Annotated in this window: 17 protein-coding genes; 2 read left to right on the forward strand and 15 right to left on the reverse strand. The window is 70.4% G+C overall.

The features are described from left to right. Positions 1-184 precede the first annotated feature (184 nt). Positions 185-1,027 (forward strand): siderophore-interacting protein, encoded by an 843-nt coding sequence (locus AB0J58_RS22270; protein ID WP_343972286.1) that lies wholly within the window; start codon positions 185-187, stop codon positions 1,025-1,027. Positions 1,028-1,034: 7 nt separating this feature from the next. Here the strand turns inward: AB0J58_RS22270 and AB0J58_RS22275 are convergent, their stop codons facing one another. The 12 genes from AB0J58_RS22275 to AB0J58_RS22330 all read right to left on the reverse strand — a co-directional run bounded on the left by AB0J58_RS22275 (position 1,035) and on the right by AB0J58_RS22330 (position 13,799). Next, positions 1,035-1,640 (reverse strand): response regulator transcription factor, encoded by a 606-nt coding sequence (locus AB0J58_RS22275; RefSeq protein ID WP_364218327.1) that lies wholly within the window; start codon positions 1,638-1,640, stop codon positions 1,035-1,037. Then, the gene (locus AB0J58_RS22280; RefSeq protein ID WP_364218329.1) at positions 1,637-2,794 is read right to left on the reverse strand and encodes a sensor histidine kinase; all 1,158 of its coding nucleotides are present in this window, start codon (positions 2,792-2,794) and stop codon (positions 1,637-1,639) included. The genes AB0J58_RS22275 and AB0J58_RS22280 overlap by 4 nt, the downstream gene beginning before the upstream one ends. Continuing rightward, positions 2,791-3,525 carry an ABC transporter permease gene (locus AB0J58_RS22285; RefSeq protein WP_343972277.1) on the reverse strand — a complete coding sequence of 245 codons (735 nt, stop codon included), beginning with the start codon at positions 3,523-3,525 and terminating at the stop codon, positions 2,791-2,793. The genes AB0J58_RS22280 and AB0J58_RS22285 overlap by 4 nt, the downstream gene beginning before the upstream one ends. Further along, entirely contained in the window at positions 3,525-4,409 is an 885-nt protein-coding gene (locus AB0J58_RS22290; RefSeq protein WP_343972274.1) for an ABC transporter ATP-binding protein, read from the reverse strand. The genes AB0J58_RS22285 and AB0J58_RS22290 overlap by 1 nt, the downstream gene beginning before the upstream one ends. A 114-nt stretch (positions 4,410-4,523) precedes the next feature. Next, entirely contained in the window at positions 4,524-5,369 is an 846-nt protein-coding gene (gene hisG / locus AB0J58_RS22295; RefSeq protein ID WP_364218331.1) for an ATP phosphoribosyltransferase, read from the reverse strand. A gap of 60 nt (positions 5,370-5,429) precedes the next feature. Further along, on the reverse strand, positions 5,430-5,693 hold the full coding sequence (locus AB0J58_RS22300) for a phosphoribosyl-ATP diphosphatase (protein ID WP_030904803.1): 264 nt from the start codon (positions 5,691-5,693) through the stop codon (positions 5,430-5,432). 169 nt (positions 5,694-5,862) lie between these two features. Then, positions 5,863-8,229 carry a glycoside hydrolase family 2 protein gene (locus AB0J58_RS22305; protein ID WP_364218333.1) on the reverse strand — a complete coding sequence of 789 codons (2,367 nt, stop codon included), beginning with the start codon at positions 8,227-8,229 and terminating at the stop codon, positions 5,863-5,865. Further along, positions 8,226-9,110 carry an ATP-binding cassette domain-containing protein gene (locus AB0J58_RS22310; protein ID WP_364218356.1) on the reverse strand — a complete coding sequence of 295 codons (885 nt, stop codon included), beginning with the start codon at positions 9,108-9,110 and terminating at the stop codon, positions 8,226-8,228. Before AB0J58_RS22310 ends, AB0J58_RS22305 begins: the two co-directional genes overlap by 4 nt. Further along, positions 9,110-10,051 carry an ABC transporter ATP-binding protein gene (locus AB0J58_RS22315; RefSeq protein WP_364218335.1) on the reverse strand — a complete coding sequence of 314 codons (942 nt, stop codon included), beginning with the start codon at positions 10,049-10,051 and terminating at the stop codon, positions 9,110-9,112. The genes AB0J58_RS22310 and AB0J58_RS22315 overlap by 1 nt, the downstream gene beginning before the upstream one ends. Beyond that, the gene (locus AB0J58_RS22320) at positions 10,052-10,912 is read right to left on the reverse strand and encodes an ABC transporter permease (RefSeq protein ID WP_364218337.1); all 861 of its coding nucleotides are present in this window, start codon (positions 10,910-10,912) and stop codon (positions 10,052-10,054) included. A gap of 46 nt (positions 10,913-10,958) precedes the next feature. After that, positions 10,959-11,954, reverse strand: coding sequence for an ABC transporter permease (locus AB0J58_RS22325; RefSeq protein WP_364218339.1), 996 nt, complete (start codon positions 11,952-11,954; stop codon positions 10,959-10,961). A gap of 72 nt (positions 11,955-12,026) precedes the next feature. After that, entirely contained in the window at positions 12,027-13,799 is a 1,773-nt protein-coding gene (locus AB0J58_RS22330) for an ABC transporter substrate-binding protein (protein WP_364218340.1), read from the reverse strand. A 154-nt stretch (positions 13,800-13,953) separates the two neighbouring features. Here AB0J58_RS22330 and AB0J58_RS22335 point away from each other — a divergent pair, with 154 nt between their 5' ends. Further along, the gene (locus AB0J58_RS22335) at positions 13,954-14,973 is read left to right on the forward strand and encodes a LacI family DNA-binding transcriptional regulator (RefSeq protein WP_364218342.1); all 1,020 of its coding nucleotides are present in this window, start codon (positions 13,954-13,956) and stop codon (positions 14,971-14,973) included. Positions 14,974-15,061: 88 nt separating this feature from the next. Here AB0J58_RS22335 and AB0J58_RS22340 read toward each other — a convergent pair whose 3' ends face one another. The 3 genes from AB0J58_RS22340 to sufU all read right to left on the reverse strand — a co-directional run bounded on the left by AB0J58_RS22340 (position 15,062) and on the right by sufU (position 17,970). Next, positions 15,062-16,795: a DEAD/DEAH box helicase gene (locus tag AB0J58_RS22340; protein WP_364218343.1), complete on the reverse strand. Its 1,734-nt coding sequence runs from the start codon at positions 16,793-16,795 to the stop codon at positions 15,062-15,064. A gap of 366 nt (positions 16,796-17,161) precedes the next feature. Beyond that, positions 17,162-17,536 carry a metal-sulfur cluster assembly factor gene (locus tag AB0J58_RS22345; RefSeq protein WP_343981579.1) on the reverse strand — a complete coding sequence of 125 codons (375 nt, stop codon included), beginning with the start codon at positions 17,534-17,536 and terminating at the stop codon, positions 17,162-17,164. Then, the gene (sufU, locus tag AB0J58_RS22350) at positions 17,533-17,970 is read right to left on the reverse strand and encodes a Fe-S cluster assembly sulfur transfer protein SufU (protein ID WP_343981582.1); all 438 of its coding nucleotides are present in this window, start codon (positions 17,968-17,970) and stop codon (positions 17,533-17,535) included. The genes AB0J58_RS22345 and sufU overlap by 4 nt, the downstream gene beginning before the upstream one ends. Positions 17,971-18,064: the final 94 nt, after the last annotated feature.

Genomic DNA, 18,064 nt, shown 5'->3' on the forward strand with positions numbered 1-18,064 from the left:
CCGCACCGGCGCCAGCGCCTTTACGATGTAGATTCATAACAGCGGCCGCCGGCTCCGCGACGGCGGACCGCGAGATCATCGCCGCCCCGGAAGGGGCAGATCGGGTGGCGGCCCCCATCACTCCCCTTTGGTGACGTATGGTACGAGTTAGGTTCACCTAACTTCGACTTCCCCGGAGTGACATATGGCAGACGAGAGAACCGCGCGCAAGGTGACGAGCGGCCGGGTCCAGCGGGTCGAGCGGCTCACCCCCCACATGATCCGGGTGGTGCTCGGCGGCCCTGGGCTCGCCGGTTTCCGCGCGGACGAGTACACGGACCACTACCTGAAGCTGCTGTTCGCCCCGGCGGGAGTGAGCTACCCGCAGCCGTTCGACATGGAGGCGATCCGCCGCGACCTGCCCCGCGAGCAGTGGCCCACCACCCGCACCTACACCGTCCGCCGCTGGGACGCCGACGCGGGCGAGCTGACGATCGACTTCGTCCACCACGGTGACAGCGGCCTCGCCGGACCGTGGGCCGACCGGGTCCAGCCGGGTGAGGAGATCTGTTTCTTCGGCCCCGGCGGGGCCTACGCCCCCGACCCGGAGGCCGACTGGCACCTGTTCGCGGGGGACGAGAGCGCGCTGCCGGCCATCGCCGCCTCCCTGGAACGCCTCCCCGCCGGGGCGCGGGCCTGGGCCTTCATCGAGGTCGAGGACGCCCGGGAGGAGCAGCTCCTCGACTCACCGGGCGACGTGAAGATCGTCTGGCTGCACCGCAAGGGGGGCCCGGTCGGTGAGCGGCTCGTCCGGGCGGTCCGCGAGCTGGACTTCCCCGACGGCACCGTGCACGCCTTCGTGCACGGCGAGGCGGGCTTCGTCCGCGAGCTCAGGCGCCACCTGCGCACCGAGCGCGGCGTCCCGCTGGCTCGGCTGTCCATCTCGGGCTACTGGCGCCTGGGCCGCGACGACGAGGCCTGGCGCTCCACCAAGCGCGAGTGGAACGAGCAGATCGAGGCCGAGGAGGCCGCGGCGCTCTCCTCGTGAACCCGGCTCAGAGCCAGCCCTGGGTGCGGGCGCGCTCGACGGCCTCGATGCGGTTGCGGGCGTGCGTCTTGCGGATGGCCGAGGAGAGGTAGTTGCGGACCGTACCCTCCGACAGGTGCAGGTGCGCGGCGATGTCGGCGATGCTGGCACCGCCCGAGGCGGCGACCAGGACGTCACGCTCGCGGGTGGACAGCGGGTTGGGGCCGGCACTGAGCGCGGCGGCGGCCAGGCCGGGGTCGATGACGCGCTCGCCGCCGCGGACCCGCCGGACGGCGGCGGCCAGTTCCCGGGCCGGGCTGTCCTTGACCAGGAAGGCCATCGCGCCCGCCTCCATCGCCCTGCGCAGATAGCCGGGGCGGCCGAAGGTGGTCAGGATCATGATCCGGCAGCCGGGCAGCGCCTCGCGGATCCGCGAGGCGGCGGTGATGCCGTCGTCGCCGGGCATCTCGACGTCGAGCAGCGCGACGTCCGGCCGGGTCCGCAGGGCCACCGCGAGCGCCTCCCCGGCGTCGGCGGCCTCTCCCACCACCTCGATGTCGGGCTCCAGGCCGAGGAGCGAGGCCAGGGCGCCCCGCACCATCGCCTGGTCCTCCACCAGCAGCACCCGGATCATCGCACCCCTCTCGTCGGCGGGCGGGAGGTCCCGGCATGCGGCACCGTGACTCTGAGGGCGAAGCCGGTCGGCTGCGGCCCGGCGGACATCGTGCCGCCGGCCGCCCGCACCCGCTCGGTGAGCCCGGTCAGCCCACTGCCCGGCCCGTACGAGGCCGCGCCGCGTCCGTCGTCCACGATCCTCAGGGCCGCGGCCTCCTCGTCCATGGTCACCTCGATCTCGCACCGGGTCGCCCGCGCGTGCCGGACGACGTTGGTTACGCCCTCCCGCACCGCCCAGCCCAGCAGTTCGTCCAGCGCGTCCGGCAGCGGGGTGCCCGCGAGCCGGATCGTCAGCCTCGTCCCGGCGGCCTCCAGGGCGGCGCGGGCACCGTCCAGCTCGCCGGAGAGGCCACGCTGGCGGTAGCCGGTGACGGCGTCGCGCACCTCGACCAGCGCCTGCCTGGCCACCGACTCGATGTCGCGGATCTCGGCCACGGTCCGTTCCGAGCCGCTCTCCGCCAACCGCCCGGCCAGCTCGCTCTTCAGCACGATCAGTGACAGGCTGTGGCCGAGCAGGTCGTGCAGGTCCCTGGCGATGCGCAGCCGCTCCTCGCTCGCGGCCAGCCGCGCCACCTCCTCCTGCGCCTGGCGGAGCCTCGCCACCAGCATCCGGGTGTTGCGCACCCCCATGAACAGGACACCGAGCGTGATGACCTGGAAGACGAGCACCAGGGTGGTGCCGGGGTCGTGCTCCTTCAGCAGGCCGATCAGCGCGACGGCGAGGCCCATCGCGAGAACACCTGCCACCGAGAGCCGGGGACGCAGCGCCATGCCGTAGACCACGGCCAGGTAGATCGGCAGGGTCAGCCAGCCTCCGCCGAAGGCCACCGCCAGACCGATCCCCAGGAGCGTGGTCACCCCCAGCAGCCAGTACGTCAGGCGGGTCGGGTCACCGAAGTTCCTCGGGCTCAGCACCGTGGCGATGTAGCAGGCGACGAAGGCGGCCAGGCCGGCGCCTCCCCAGACGGCCCTGACCCCGGACACCTCGCCGGTGATGATCTCCAGGACCGGGAAGCACAGGTAGACCAGGCCGATGGAGATCCCCGACAGCCGCCGGAGGCGGGACGGGCGCTCGCCCGTCCCGCCGAAGGTGAGCGCGGAGACGCGCATCATGCGCGCGCGAGTGCCCTGCGGTAGGCGAACACCGCGGCGGTGCCGAGTACCGCGGCCCAGGCCACGACGGTCAGCACGGCGGACGGCGGCGCCGCGCCGCCGGCGACGAGGTGCTGGCCGATGTCGGCGTAGGAGAAGGAGGGCATCGCGTGCACGACGCTCTGCATGGCCTCGGGCATGATCTCCACAGGGAACCACAGCCCGCCCAGGATCGCCAGCCCGAACGTGCTGATCATCGCGGCCGACTGGGCGGCGTCCGCGGGCAGCAGCGAACCGAGCAGCAGGCCGAGCGCGGCGAACGGCACGGCGCCGATCCACAGGGCCGGAATCAGCACGAGCCACTCCCCCACCGGCAGCCGGACGCCCTGGGTGAGGACCGCGGCCAGGCAGACCAGCACCATGGACGGCAGCACCAGCAGCAGCGAGGCGATCAGCTTGGTGACGATGATCGCCCAGCCGGGCAGCGGGGTGACCTGAAGCTGGCGGAGCCAGCCGGACTGCCGCTCCTGCGCCCACGGCACGGCGGTGCTCATCAGACAGGCCGCGATCGCCCCGTACGCGGCCATGGAGACCATGAGGACGACGGCGGCCCGTACCCCGCCGGAATCCGTCTGGGCGCCCCAGATGCCGGAGAAGATCAGGTAGAACACCACGGGAAAGCCCACCACGAAGATGATGTAGCGCCTGTTGCGCAGCATCCTCAGGATCTCGATCTTGACGTAGTTCGGCATCAGGGCTCCCGGGTGAGGGCGAGAAAGGCGTCTTCGAGGTCGGCGCCGATGATCCTGAGGTCGCGGATCTCCAGCGAGGTGCCCCGGTACAGGGCCGCCACGGTGGCGTCGGGGTCGGCGGTGCGCAGCGTGGCGACGTCCTGGGAGATCTCCGCGGCGGAGACGCCCGGCAGGCCGTCCAGCCCCGCGACCGGCTGCCCGCCCAGGGTGAAGCGGACGACGTGGTCGCCGATCCCCGCCTTGATCTGGGCGGCGGTGCCGTCGGCCACGACCCGGCCCCGGGTGATCACGATGACCCTGTCGGAGTTCTCGTCGGCCTCCTCCAGGTAGTGGGTGGCGAACAGGACCGTCCGGCCCTCGGCGGCGTACTCGCGAATGCTCTTCCAGAACCGCAGCCGCGACTCCACGTCCATGGCCGCGGTGGGCTCGTCCAGCACCAGCAGTTTGGGCGCGCCCGCGATGGCTAGGGCGAACCTGACCCGCTGCGCCTGACCGCCGGACAGCTTGTCGGCACGCCGCCGCGCCAGTTCCGTGAGGTCGGCCACTCGCAGGATCTCGTCGAGACCGAGCGGCTCCGGGTAGAGCCGCCGGACGAAGTCGACCAGTTCCCTGACCGTGAGTTCACCGATGAGCTCACCGCTCTGCAGCATGGCCCCGACCTCACCCCGGGCGACGGCCGCCTCGGGGGAGCCTCCCAGGATCTCGACACGGCCCCCACCCGGGCGGATCAGGCCGAGCATCATGTTGATCGAGGTCGACTTGCCGGCCCCGTTGGGGCCGAGCAGGGCGACGGTCCGGCCCGCCTCGACGGCGAGGTTCAGGCCGTCGACGGCGAGCACGTTGCCGTAGCTCTTGCTCACGTCTGTGAGGGCGATGGCGTCCATGCCCCAACGCTAGGAGTGCCCGGCGGGAATCCTTAGTGCCGCTCCTCCGGGTTTGGAGATGACATTTGTCAGATACGCGGACACCGCCTGGCGCGGGAGGTCACGGACGGCGGGTCAGATCCGGCACGCGAAGATGGCGGTCACCAGGATGGCCTTGGCACCGATCTCCCAGAGCTGGTCCATGACCTGCTGGTGCCCCCTGCGCGGGACCATGGCCCGGACCGCGACCCAGCCCTCCCGGTGCAGCGGAGAGACCGTGGGGCCCTCCATTCCGGGGGTGAGGGCGATGGCCTCCTCGATCCGCTCGGCGCGGATGTCGTAGTCCATCATCACGTAGTCACGTGCCATCAGCACGCCTTGCAGACGGCGGACGAGCTGCTGCAGGCCCGGGGCCTCCACGGCGCCGATCCGCTTGATCAGCACGCCCTCGGAGCGGGCGATCGGCTCGCCGAACACCTCCAGGCCGATGTTGCGCAGCGTGGTGCCGGTCTCCACCACGTCGGCCACCGCGTCGGCCACGCCCAGCCGGATGGCGGTCTCGACGGCGCCGTCCAGCTTGATCACCCGGGCGTCGACGCCCTGTTCGGCCAGGTAGGACTCCAGCAGGCCCGCGTAGGAGGTGGCGATGCGCCTGCCCTTGAGGTCGGCGACGGAGGTGAAGTCTCCCGGGTTCGCGGCGAAGCGGAAGGTGGAGCGGCCGAAGCCGAGCGGGATGATCTCCTCGACCTGCGCCCCGGAGTCGTGGAGCATGTCGCGGCCGGTGATCCCCGCGTCCAGGGTGCCCTCGCCGACGTAGACGGCGATGTCCTTGGGCCGCAGGAAGAACAGCTCGCAGGAGTTCTCCGGGTCGACGACCACGAGCTCCTTGCTGTCCTTGCGGGCGCGGTATCCGGCTTCCTTGAGGATCGTCTGGGCGGCCTCGGTGAGGGCGCCCTTGTTGGGTACGGCGATACGGAGCATGGCTGGGTTCCTTACCTGTGGACGGGATCTGCCTACGAACCGGGAGCCGGGCTCACCGGCTCACAGATGCTTGTAGACCTCGTCCAGTCCGATCCCCCTGGCGATCATGAGGACCTGCACGTGGTAGAGGAGCTGGGAGATCTCCTCGGCCGCCCGCTCCTTCGACTCGTGCTCGGCCGCCATCCAGCTCTCGGCGGCCTCCTCCACGACCTTCTTGCCGATGGCATGGACTCCGGCGTCCAGCGCGGCCACGGTGCCCGAGCCCGCGGGCCGGGTGCGCGCCTTGTCGGACAGCTCGGCGTACAGCTCTTCGAAGGTCTTCATGATCTCTCTCGGCGTCGTCGGATGTGCGCGTCAAGCCTAACGGGCTCACCGACCGCGGCGTGTGCGGGTCCGTCCTCGCCGGACGCGAGCCGCCGGGTGATCTCCGGAGGTCACCGCTCCGTTTGACCGTCTCGTGACCGGGCCGCCCGTCCGGGCGGCCCGGGGACGTTCAATCGTTGACGCAGCGCAGCACCGGGCGGGTGACCAGGGCGGCCGGATCGGGCGAGCCCGTCACGTGCAGGGTGACGCTCTCACCGGGAAGCAGGGTCAGCAGCATGTCGTCCACCGAGGAGGCCGGATCGAGGCGGTCGGGGAACAGGGCCAGCTCGCGCAGCAGGGTCCTGGCGGTGACGGTGACGTCCAGGCCACCGGCCACGGGGACGACCTCGGTGTCGTAGGCGGCCACCGGGAAGGCCACTCGCGGGTCCTCGGCGAAGAAGCGCAGCACCCGGTGCTCGCCCAGCCTCACCGAGAGCAGCTCGGCGGACGGGTCCCCGGGGACGGCCACCGAGTCCGGGAGCCCGACCCTGGCCACCGAGCGCGCCGCCACCTCGACCACGATCGTCTCCTTGGCCAGCGGCTCTCCTGCCAGGCCGAGCCGTAGCAGCTCCAGCTCGCCCGCCCAGGGCCGCGGGCCGTCGTTGACCACGGCCACGGCGCCGTCGCAGACGGTGAGCAGGCGGTCGGCGTAGGCGCGGCGCAGCGCGTACCACAGCGGCTTGCGCCGCCCGGCGCCGTCGACGGCCGACCAGGAGGTGACCGGCCAGCAGTCGTTGAGCTGCCAGACGATCGTGCCCGCGCAGTAAGGTGCCAGCGCCCGGAAACGCTCGATACCGAAGGCCATCGCCCTGGCCTGGTTGAGCTGGGTCCAGTAGTGCCAGTCGTCGAAGCCCTCCGGCCGGGGCAGGTGCTCGCCCAGGCCGCGCAGCAGCTTGGCGTTGCCCTCGTGCGCTTTCTGGTGGTGCAGCACGCCGGGTGAGGTGGGGGTGAGCGGGTCGTCGGAGACCGAGCCGCGCAGTGTGGCGTGGGCGGGCGGCCCCTGGAAGCCGAACTCGGCGACGAAGCGGGGGCGGTAGTCGCCGTAGCGGGTGTAGTCCTCGCGGTTCCACACGTCCCAGATGTGGACGGTGCCGCGCGCGGGGTCGTTGGGCGCCAGGCCGGGGGCGCCGGAGTACGGGCTGCCCGGCCAGTAGGGGCGGGTGGGATCGAGCTCGGCCACCACCGAGGGCAGCAGGTCGTGGTAGAAGCCCGCCCCCCAGCTTTTCTCCCCCAGTTCCTCGCGCCAGCCCCAGTCGGCGTGGCCCTCGAGGTTCTCGTTGTTGCCGCACCACAGCACCAGTGAAGGGCGCCAGGACAGCCGGGTGACGTTCTGGCGCGCCTCGGCCTCCACCTCGCTCGCGAACGGCTCCTCCTCGGGGTAGGCGGCGCAGGCGAACGGGAAGTCCTGCCAGATGAGCAGGCCCAGCTCGTCGGCCAGGTCGTAGAAGTCCTCGCTCTCGTACAGGCCGCCGCCCCAGACCCGCAGCAGGTTGACGTTCGCCTCGACGGCCTGGCCGAGGCGTTCGGCCAGACGTTCGCGGGTGACGCGGGCCGGGAAGCAGTCATCGGGGATCCAGTTGACGCCGCGCGCGAAAACCGGCACGTCGTTGACCACGATGGTGAATCCCTCGCCGGTGCGGTCCAGGCGCACGTCGCGAAACCCGATCCGGCCCCTCCAGGTCTCCTCCCCGAGGCCTACCACCAGCTCGTAGCGGTCCTGCGCGCCGTAGCCACGCGGCCACCACAGCCGGGGCTCGGGCACCGCGAGGGTGAGGACGGCCTCGTGCTCATCGGGGGCCAGCACCGTTTGCACGGAGATTCCGGCCACCTGCGCGGTCAACGTGAGGGGTGCGTCGGTGGCGCGCTCGACCGCGACGTGCACCTCGACGCGCCCGTCCCCGCTCACCAGCGGCCGTACCGAGGCCAGCCTGGCCCCGCTCCAGGCGTGCAGCCCGATCGGCCGCCAGATGCCGGAGGTGACCACGGCCGGGCCCCAGTCCCAGCCGAAGTTGCAGGCCACCTTGCGGATGAACTGGTAGGGCGCCGCATAGGCGCCGGGTCGCTCCCCCAGCTCGGCCCGGCGCGCCTCGGCGTAGGCCTGCGGGGAGGCGAAACGGACCCGCAGCGTGTTCTCGCCTTCGCGCAACAGCTCCCGCACCGCGAAGCGGTAGGAACGGTGCTGGTTGGCCGTGGTTCCGACCTGAACACCGTTCAGGACGACCGTGGCGACCGTGTCGAGGCCCTCGCAGACCAGGTCGGTGCGCTCGTGCCCGTCCGCGCTCCAGGTGAAGACCGTCTCGTAGTCCCACTCGGAGCGGCCGATCCAGGTCAGCCGGTTCTCGTTGTCGTCCAGGTACGGGTCCTCGATCAGCCCGGCGGCCAGCAGATCGGTGTGCACGCACCCCGGCACCGTGGCGGGGACGCGGGAGATCCCGCCCCCCACCTGGTGCAGGGTCCAGCCCTCGTGTAGCGCCCTTACCGCCCCAACCGTCGTCAACTCACGCTCCTTGTCGGTGTGGTGTCGCCCCGCCGGACGAAGTGCCCCGGTTCCTCCTCCAGCAGCGCGGAGGGCCCCGCTGAGACCTCCTCGGCGGGGACGGCGGGATCGCCGCCGTCCCACCGGGCGGTGAGCCTCGGCACCGACGACAGCAGCTTGATCGTGTACGGGTGGAGGGGGTTGCCGAACACCGCGGCGGTGGGACCGGACTCCACCACCTGCCCCCGGTACAGGACCACGGCCCGCTCGCTGATGTAGTTGCCCAGCGACAGGTCGTGGGTGACGAACAGCACCCCGAGGCCGCGCGACTTCAGGTCGGCGAGCAGGTTGAGCACGTCGATCCTGGTGGAGGCGTCGAGCATGCTGGTGATCTCGTCGGCGACGAGGTACCTGAGGTCGAGCAGGAGCGCCCTGGCGATCAGCAGGCGCTGCAGCTGGCCACCGCTGAGCTGGTGCGGATACCGGCCCAGGACCTGCCCGGGGTCGAGGCCGACGTCCTCGAGCGACTTCTCGATCCTGCCCTCCCACTCGGAGGCCGCGACGCCGGGAAAGTACTCATCCTTGATCATCTTGACCACCCGGTCGGCCTTGAAGACCGGGTTGTAGCAGCTGAACGGGTCCTGGAAGACGCCCTGCACGTGCCGGTAGTACGCCTTTCCCGGCCGCGCGGGGGCCCCGTCGAGGGTGATCCTGCCCCGCGTCGGGGTGAGCAGCCCGAGGACCGCCTTGCCGAGGGTCGTCTTGCCGCTGCCGCTCTCGCCGATGAGGGAGACCACCTCCCCCGGCGCGAGGTCAAGGCTCACGTCGTCGACGGCGGTGAGGGTCGCGGTGCCGAAGGCACCCACCCGGTAGGTCTTGGTGACCCCTTCGAGACTCAGCATCATGCCTTCCAACAGGCGACGTGGTGGCCGGGAGCGACCTCGATGGGCGGGGGGTCCTCGGCGCACCTGTCGAAGGCCAGCGGGCAGCGGTCCCTGAACCGGCAGCCCTGCGGCGGATCGAGCAGCGAGGGCGGCCGCCCGGGGATGCCGGAGAGCCTGCGCTCCGCGTGGCGGACCCCGACCTCCGGCAGCGAGGAGATCAGCATTCGGGTGTACGGGTGGCGCGGCTCGCTGACGATCACGCTCGCGGGGGCCTTCTCGGCCAGCCTCCCCGCGTACATGACCATGATCGTGTCGGCGATCTGGTAGGTCAGCGAGATGTCGTGGGTGACGAAGATCATGCTGCGCACGAAACCCCGGTCCCGGAACTCCACCAGGGTCCTGGCCACGGCCTTCTGGGTCGACACGTCCAGCGCGGAGGTGATCTCGTCGGCGATGAGCAGGGAGGGGTCGAGCAGCGTGGAGATGACCATCACCATCCGCTGCTTCATCCCGCCGGACAGTTCGATGGGGTAGCGCCCCAGGATGTCCCTGGGCAGCTCCACCAGGTCCAGTCGGCGTTCCAGCTCGGCCGTGTCCACGCTCTCGCCCCTGGAGGCGAGCAACTCGGTGATCATCCTGCCGATCCTGCGGGTGGGGTTCATCGCGCTCATGGAGTACTGCGGGATGAGCGACACCCGCTTGAAGCGGAAGGGGTTCATCCGCCGGTCGTCGCCGACTGGCAGTTCCGCGCCGTCCAGCGAGACGGTGCCCCCGGCCAGCCGCATCCGGCCGTCCATCCTGATCAGGCTCTTGCCGAGGGTGGTCTTGCCGCAGCCGGACTCGCCGGCCAAGCCGAGGATCTCGCCGTCGCCGACGCCGAAGCTGACGCCGTCCAGCGCCTTCACCTCGCCGCGCAGAGTCCGGTAGTGGACCCTCAGGTCGTCCACACGCAGAGTCATCTACAGCTCCCGCAGTTTCGGGTTGAAGACCTCGTCCAGGCCGACGTTCATCACGTACAGGGCGCCGACGATGGCGGTGATCCCGGCTCCCGGCGGGATGAACCACCACCACATGCCCAGGTGCAGGGCGCTCCAGCGGGCCGCGTTGTTGAGCATCAGGCCGAGCGAGACGCCCTCGCTGGGGCCGAGCCCGATGAAGTCCAGCGAGGCGGCGATCAGGATCGACCCGCCGAACAGCAGGATGAAGGTCATGAAGAGGTACGAGCTCATGTTGGGCGCGATCTCCCTGGTGATGATCTTCCAGGTGCGCACGCCGCTGAGCTTGGCCAGGTCCACGAAGTCGCGCGAGCGCAGCGAGAACGTCTGGGCCCTGATCGCCCTGGCCGCCCACGGCCAGGAGGTGAGCCCGATGAAGAGCGCCTGCACGCCGACGCTGCGGACCCCGAGGTAGGCGTTGACGATCAGCAGCACCGCCAGTGCGGGCAGGACCAGGACGATGTTGGTGAGCATGTTCAGCACCTCGTCGACCAGGCCGCCCCGGTATCCGGCGGTGAAGCCGATCGCCATCCCGATGATCGCGGCCAGCCCGCCGCCGAGCACCCCCACGGTGAAGGTGACGCGCAGGCCGTAGACGAACTGGGCGAAGATGTCCTGGCCGAACATGGTGGTGCCGAACCAGTGCTCGGCCGAGGGTGGCGAGGCCGGGGTGGCGACGTAGGCGTTCGGGTCGCCCTCCGCGATCAGCGGGGCGCCGGCCGCCAGGGCGAGCAGCGGGACCAGCACGACCAGTCCGGCCAGCAGCTTCCCGTTGCGCAGCGCGAAGTACAGGGCCTCGTTGCGCGCGGTGGGCACGACCGTCATGGCGCCCCGCCTCCTTCGGCCGCGGGCCGGTTCGCGGAGATGCCGGTCATGCCGCCTCCCCTCCTATCCCGGTCCTGGTGCGCGGGTCGACCAGGACGTAGACGATGTCGATGATGAAGTTGGCGACCAGCACGCCCACCACGATGAACAGGAAGGTCCCCTGCAGCAGGAAGAAGTCCTGGTTCTGGATCGCCTGGAGGATCAGGTGGCCGAGCCCCGGATAGGAGAAGACGATCTCGGTGACCAGGGCTCCGGCCACGAGCACGCCGAGCTGCAGGGCCAGGCCGGTGATCTGCGGCAGTACCGCGTTCCTGAAGGCGTAGCGCCGGATGAGCCGCCGCGAGGCCCCCAGCGAGGACAGGTAGGTGGAGTAGTCGGCCTCCAGCTCATAGATGATCATGTTGCGCATGCCGATCGCCCAGCCCCCGAACGCGACGAGGAAGAGCGAGACGAACGGCAGGAACCAGTGCAGCGCCAGGTTGCCGACGAACTCCCACGACCAGTTGGGCCGCATGGCGAAGCTGTAGCCGCCGGAGACGGGGAAGATCCCTGCCACGATGCCCAGCCCCCAGGCCAGCAGGATCGCCAGCCACATGTAGGGCGTCGCGGTGAGCACGTACCCGATCGGCAGCGCGGTGTTGTCCAGCCACCTGCGCCTGGCGGCGAAGGCGCCGAACCTGTTGCCCGCCCACCAGCTGAGCAGGATGGACGGGATGAGCAGTGCCAGCGTGTACGGCACCGCCCGGATGATGATGTCGGTCACCGGGGTGGGGAACAACCAGATGCTGGTCCCCAGATCACCCCGGAACAGCGCGGCCCAGAAGTTGCCGTACTGCTCCCAGAGCGGCAGGTCGAGCCCGAACAGGCTCGTGTAGTGGGCGCGCATCGCCTCGACGGCGGCGGGCTGTGACACGTTGGCCCTGGCCAGCATGCTCTGGACCGGGTCTCCCGGCATGAAGCGCGGGATCATCCAGTTGATCGTGACGGCCACGAGGAAGGTGAGCCCGTACACGAGCAGCTTCCGGCCGAAATAGCGTCGCACGCGATCCTCCCGAATCGGCGAGATGAGCCCCTCCCCGCGCCGCGCGGGAAGGGGGCGAGAATCGCGGGGGGATCAGCCGCCGACGGGCTTCAGCTCGGTCAGGGTCAGCACTCCGCCCAGCTCCAGCCAGTTACGCCACATGGTCGGCGGGCTCTTGGGCGTCGCGGGGTCGGAGGTGGGCCAGTTGGTCCAGACCGCGTTGCTGGTCTGCGCCCACAGGCCGTTGTACCAGAGCGGGATCACCGGCAGATCGTCGAGCTGGATCTTCTGGATCTCCGAGGCGACCTGCTTCATGCCCTCGACGTCGTCGGCCTTCTTGCCGTCGAGATCCTGGACCAGGTCCCAGACCTTCTTGTTCTCGTAGCGGCCGAAGTTGACGGTGTTCTGCTGCTTGTTGATCGGCAGCCGGAACATGTAGTCGTAGTACATCCAGGGGGTGTTGGACAGCTGCCGCTCATTGTTGAGCAGCAGGTCGAACTTGCCGGACCCGCGCTGGTCGACCAGCGCGTTGTAGTCGGGGAACTCGGGGGTGAGGTCGATCCCGGCCGCCTTGGCACCCTCGGCGATGACCCGGCTCGCCTCCATCCAGTCGGTCCACCCGGCCGGAACGATGATCTTCAGCGAGGCCTTGGAGCCGTCCTTGTTCTCCACGAACCCGTCGCCGTCGCCGTCCTTGTATCCGGCGTCGGCCAGCAGCTTCTTCGCCTTCTTGGTGTCGAAGGAGAAGCCCTTCTCGCTCACCACGGCCTGGTCGACGTACTTGTCCCACTGGGGCAGCAGCCCGGTGGGGCCGGCCGCCTTGACCAGGTTGCCGTAGACACCCTCGACGATCTTCTTGGTGTCGATGGAGTTGGCGATCGCCTTGCGGAAGGCGGGATCGTCCAGCGGCTTCTTCGCGGTGTTGGGCACCAGGAAGGCCGTGTTGGCCGAGAGCATGTACGGCGGCTCCGGGTAGTAGGTCTTGATACCGAAGTCGCCCTGGACCAGATTGGCCACGCCGGGCAGGAAGTTGTTGCTGAGGTCCAGGCCCTTCTGCAGCAGCAGGCCCATCGCCACCTCGTTGCTGGAGTTGACGATGTCGACGACGTACTTGGGCTTGACCTCCTTGCCCAGCGCCGCGGTGGCCCACCAGCCGTCGCGCTTGACCCAGGCCATGCGGTCCTGGTCGTGGCTGTGGTAGGTGTACGGCCCGGTGCCGACCGGCTTCTCGTTGACGCCGTTCAGCACCTCGTCCTCAGAGCGACCTTCCCAGATGTGCTTGGGGACGATCGCGTTGCTGTAGACCCAGTTGGCCCACTGCTGGTAGTTGGCCTTGGAGAAGGTGAACCTGACCGTGCCCGGGTCGACCGCCTCGACCTTCTCCAGCCAGTCCCACAGGTTGGCGTAGGGGATGGTCTTCATCTTGCCGAGCTCGACGGTGAAGACCACGTCGTCGGCGGTGAAGGGCTTGCCGTCGGCCCAGGTGACCCCCTGCCTGAGCTTGAGGTCGTAGGTCTTGTCGTCCGTCCAGGTGCCGCTCTCGGCCAGCCAGGGCGTGAACTTGTCGGTCTGGGGGTCGTACAGGAAGAGCGTCTCGTAGACGAGCCCCTTGGTGCCGGTGGCCGAGTCCCAGGTCCGCAGTGGATTCCAGTTGGCCGGCGGGCCCCACTGGGTGCCGCTGGTGTACAGGGTCTCGTTGCGGGGGAACGCGGCGTTCGCCGCCCCCGCCCCCGCCGAGGGGGCCGCGGCGCCCGAACCCTGCGGCGCCTGGCTCGGAGCGGACGGCGTCGTCGACCCTCCCGTGCACCCGGCCGCGACCATGCAGGTCGCCGCCCCGAGGATCGCGAACCTTCTTCGAATTCGCATCTATGTTCTCCTCTCCAACATGGGAGCGCTCCCAAATAACTAAACGCGACCGCATGCGTTTGCTGAGCCGGATAAGTATCGTGACCGTAAAGTCCATATGTCGGCACTGTCAATAGGCGACTAGACCGGTTCAGCTGAAATCGCGGAGGGGATCATGAAACGACCGACGATCGCGGACGTCGCCAGACGGGCCGGGGTGTCCAAAGGTGCCGTCTCGTACGCGCTCAACGGGCAACCCGGCGTGTCGGAGAGCACCCGGGCCAGGATCCTGGCGATCGCCGAGGAGATCGGCTGGCGCCCCAACAGCGCGGCCCGCGCCCTGAACGGCGCGCGGTCCCACACCGTCGGCCTGGCCATGTGCCGCCCGGCGCGCACACTCGGCGTGGAACCGTTCTTCATGGAGCTCATCAGCGGCATCGAGGGCGAGCTCTCGGCCCGCTCGTACGCGCTCATGTTGCAGGTGGTCTCCGACCACGGGCAGGAGGTCGCGGTCTACCGCCGCTGGTGGGGTGAGGGCCGCGTCGACGGTGCCATCCTGGTCGACCTGCATGTGGGCGACCCTCGCATCCCCGAGTTCGAGTCACTCGGCCTGCCGACCGTGGTGATCGGCCACCCGTCGGAGACCGGGTCGCTGCTGCCCATCTGGTCCGACGACGGCGGCGCCGTCCACGAGACCGTGGAGTATCTCGTCGCGCTCGGCCACCGCAGGATCGCCAGGGTCGCCGGGCTGCCGCGCCTGGCTCACACCGTGCTGCGCGACCGCGCCTTCGCCGAGGCCTGCGACGGCGTCGCCGAGCAGGTGACCGTGCACACCGACTACACCGGCGAGGAGGGCGCCCGCGCCACCCGGCGCCTGCTGAGCTCGCCCTCCCGGCCCACCGCGATCGTCTACGACAACGACATCATGGCCGTCGCCGGGCTGTCCGCCGCCCAGGACCTGCGCCTGGACGTGCCCCGCGACCTGTCCATCGTCGCCTGGGACGACTCACCCCTCTCCCGGGTCGTCCGACCCCCGCTCACCGCCCTGAGCCGCGACATCTCCGCCTACGGCGCCCACGCCGCCCGCCATCTCCTCGCCCTCGTCTCCGGTGCGAGCCCCGGCCCCCACGAGGAGGAGGCCGCCCGCCTCACCCCCAGAGGCAGCACCGCTCCCCCACCCGGGCAGGTCCGGTGACGGCGGCCCTTCCATGGGACCGGGCCGCTCCAGACGAAGGGCCGGTACGGCGGATGCCGTACCGGCCCTTCAGGGTGCCACCAGGTGATCAGCGACCGTAGCGGCCACCGCCGCGCGGGGCGGAGCCGCGGCCGTCGGCGCGGAACTCGCCGCCGCGGAAACCGCCGCCCTGGCGGTCACCGCGGAAGGGCTCACGCTCCCCCGCGGGACGCTCGGAACGGAAGCCACCGCCGGCCGAGGCCGGACGGTCGGCGCGGAACGGCTCGCGCCGCTCGCCACCGCGGTAGCCGCCGCCCGCGGGACGATCGGAGCGGAAGCCGCCGCCGGCCGGGCGCTCACCGCGGTCGGAGCGGTAGCCGCCGCCCGCGGGACGATCGGAGCGGAAGCCGCCGCCGGCCGGGCGCTCGGAACGGTACTGGCCGCCGCCACGGGAGTCGTCACCGAAGGAACGCTCGCGGGACTGCTGGCCCTCGCCGTGGGCGGGACGCTCGGAGCGGAAACGGCGCGGGCCACGTCCGCCGCCGTTGCCGCCGAAGCCGCCACGCCCCTGGCGCTGCCTGCTGGCCGGAGCCGAGGGCTCCCAGACCGGGATCGGCTCGCCGCTGGGGGTACGCGCACCGGCGACCTCCTCCAGGCGCGGGTGACCCGGGGTGACCCTGGCGCGGAACGGCTTGATGCCCGCGCGGCGGGTCATCGCGTCGGTGGAGCGGCGCTCGTTGGGGAGCACCAGCGTCATGACGGTGCCCTTCTCCCCGGCGCGGGCGGTACGGCCGCCGCGGTGCAGGTAGCTCTTGTGGTCCTGGGGCGGGTCGACGTGCAGCACGAGGCTGATGTTGTCGACGTGGATGCCGCGGGCCGCGACGTCCGTGCAGACCAGGACGTTGATCGTGCCTTCCTTGAACTCGGCCAGGATGCGGGTGCGCTGGTTCTGGCGCTTGCCGCCGTGCAGGCCGCCGGCCTTGATGCCGACCTGGGCGAGCTGCTTGCACAGCCGGTCCACACCGTGCTGGGTGCGCACGAAGATGATGGTCCGGCCCTCACGGTTGGCGATCTCGGCGGTCACCGGGAACTTGTCGTCGCGGTGCACCTCCAGCAGGTGGTGCTCCATGGTGTCGACCGAGGAGGCGGCCGGGGCCATGGAGTGGGTCACCGGGTTGGTGAGGAAGCGGCGGACGAGCTTGTCCACGTCGCCGTCGAGGGTCGCGGAGAAGAGCAGACGCTGGCTGTCGGCCGGGGTCTGCTGCAGGATCGCGCTGACGACCGGGAAGAAGCCGAGGTCGCACATGTGGTCGGCCTCGTCGAGGATCGTCACCTGGACCTCGTCCAGCATGCACTCACCCTGCTGCATGAGGTCGGTCAGACGGCCGGGGGTGGCCACGACGACCTCGACACCGCGGCGCAGCGCCTCGATCTGGCGGCCCATGGACATGCCGCCGACGACGGTCTTCATCCGCAGCGACAGGCCGCGGCCGAGGGGCTCCAGCGCGTCGGTCACCTGCATGGCGAGCTCGCGGGTCGGCACCAGCACGACGGCCAGCGGGTGGCCGGGGCGCGCCTTGGCCCCGGCGATGCGGGTCATCATGGGCAGGCCGAAGGCGAGCGTCTTACCCGAGCCGGTCTGGCCGCGGCCGAGGACGTCGTGGCCGGCCAGGATGTCGGGAATCGTGGCCCGCTGGATGGGGAAGGGACTGTCGATGCCCGCACGGGAGAGGCCGGTCACCAGCGGCTTCGGCAGACCGAGGAGGGTGAACTCGGAGGTGCCTGCGGGGGCCTGGGAGATTTCGGTGATTTCGGCGATTTCGGGCAGAACAGCGTCAAGCATGGTCACGAAGACTCGTGCCTTTCGATAGAAGAACGGGGCACGCCACTTCTGCGAAAGGACGAGCCTGGAACGCGCGGCCTGAAGCCGCGCTCGATCAACACCCACGTGGGGGCGGTGGTGCGGTGCAAGTCGAGGCGCACCGCACGGGGCGGGTCTAGCTTACCCGCACGCAGTCAAACCACGATCAAGCATACCCGGCGTTCGCAGTGCCGAGTTCGGTCGGGGCGTCCGGCGTGAGCCGGTCGCTTGTCCGTCGATTGGAGCCAACACTCCCGGCCGGGCTTTTCTTCCCGGCCTCCGTGATCCTCTCACACAATCGGGTACGGCCCGAACCCGGGGGGTGCGAGCCGTACCGGCGACCGCGTCTCAGACGTTGAAGCCGAGCATCCGGAGCTGCTCGCGACCCTCGTCCGTGATCTTGTCCGGGCCCCACGGCGGGAGCCAGACCCAGTTGATCTTCACGTCGGAGACCATGCCGTCCAGGGCCGAGTGCGCCTGGTCCTCGATGACGTCGGTCAGCGGGCAGGCCGCACTGGTCAGCGTCATGTCGATGGTGGCGACCGGCCGGGCGTCCCCCTCGCCCCCCTCCGCGGGGTCGAGGTGCAGCCCGTAGATCAGGCCCAGGTCGACGACGTTGATGCCCAACTCGGGGTCCACGACGTCCTTGAGGGCCTCCATGACCTCGTCATGGGTGGTGTCCCCGTCGTACGCCGTGGTCGGCGTCTCAACAGCCTTGCTCATTTCGTGCTCCTCACGACCGCGTCCTTGTAGGCCATCCAGGCCAGTAGCGCGCACTTCACCCGGGCGGGGAACTTCGCGACCCCGGCGAAGGCCACGGCATCGCCCAGCAGGTCCTCGTCCGCCTCGATCTTTCCCCTGCCCTGCATGAGCCGGGTGAACTCCTCCACGACGCCGAGCGAGTCGTCGACGGTCGAGCCGGTGGCCAGCTCGTGCAGCACCGAGGCCGCGGCCTGGCTGATGGAACAGCCCTGCCCGTCGTAGGAGACGTCGTCGACCTTGCCGCCGTCGCCCAGTTTCACCCGCATGGTGATCTCGTCGCCGCACGTCGGGTTCACATGGTGGACCTCGGCGTCGTACGGGTCGCGGAGACCCCTCCCCTGCGGGTGTTTGTAGTGCTCCAGGATCAGCTCCTGGTACATGGACTCAGCGATCATAGGGTCGTGCTCACCTTCTCGTTCGCTGCGCCGTACGCTCGCGCGTCGCCGGGCGCCGTGCCGTGGGCGTGTGGCGCCCGCCGTTCGCTCGCCC

This window comes from Streptosporangium sp. NPDC049644 (assembly GCF_040675205.1).
Taxonomy (GTDB): Bacteria; Actinomycetota; Actinomycetes; order Streptosporangiales; family Streptosporangiaceae; genus Streptosporangium; species Streptosporangium fukuiense.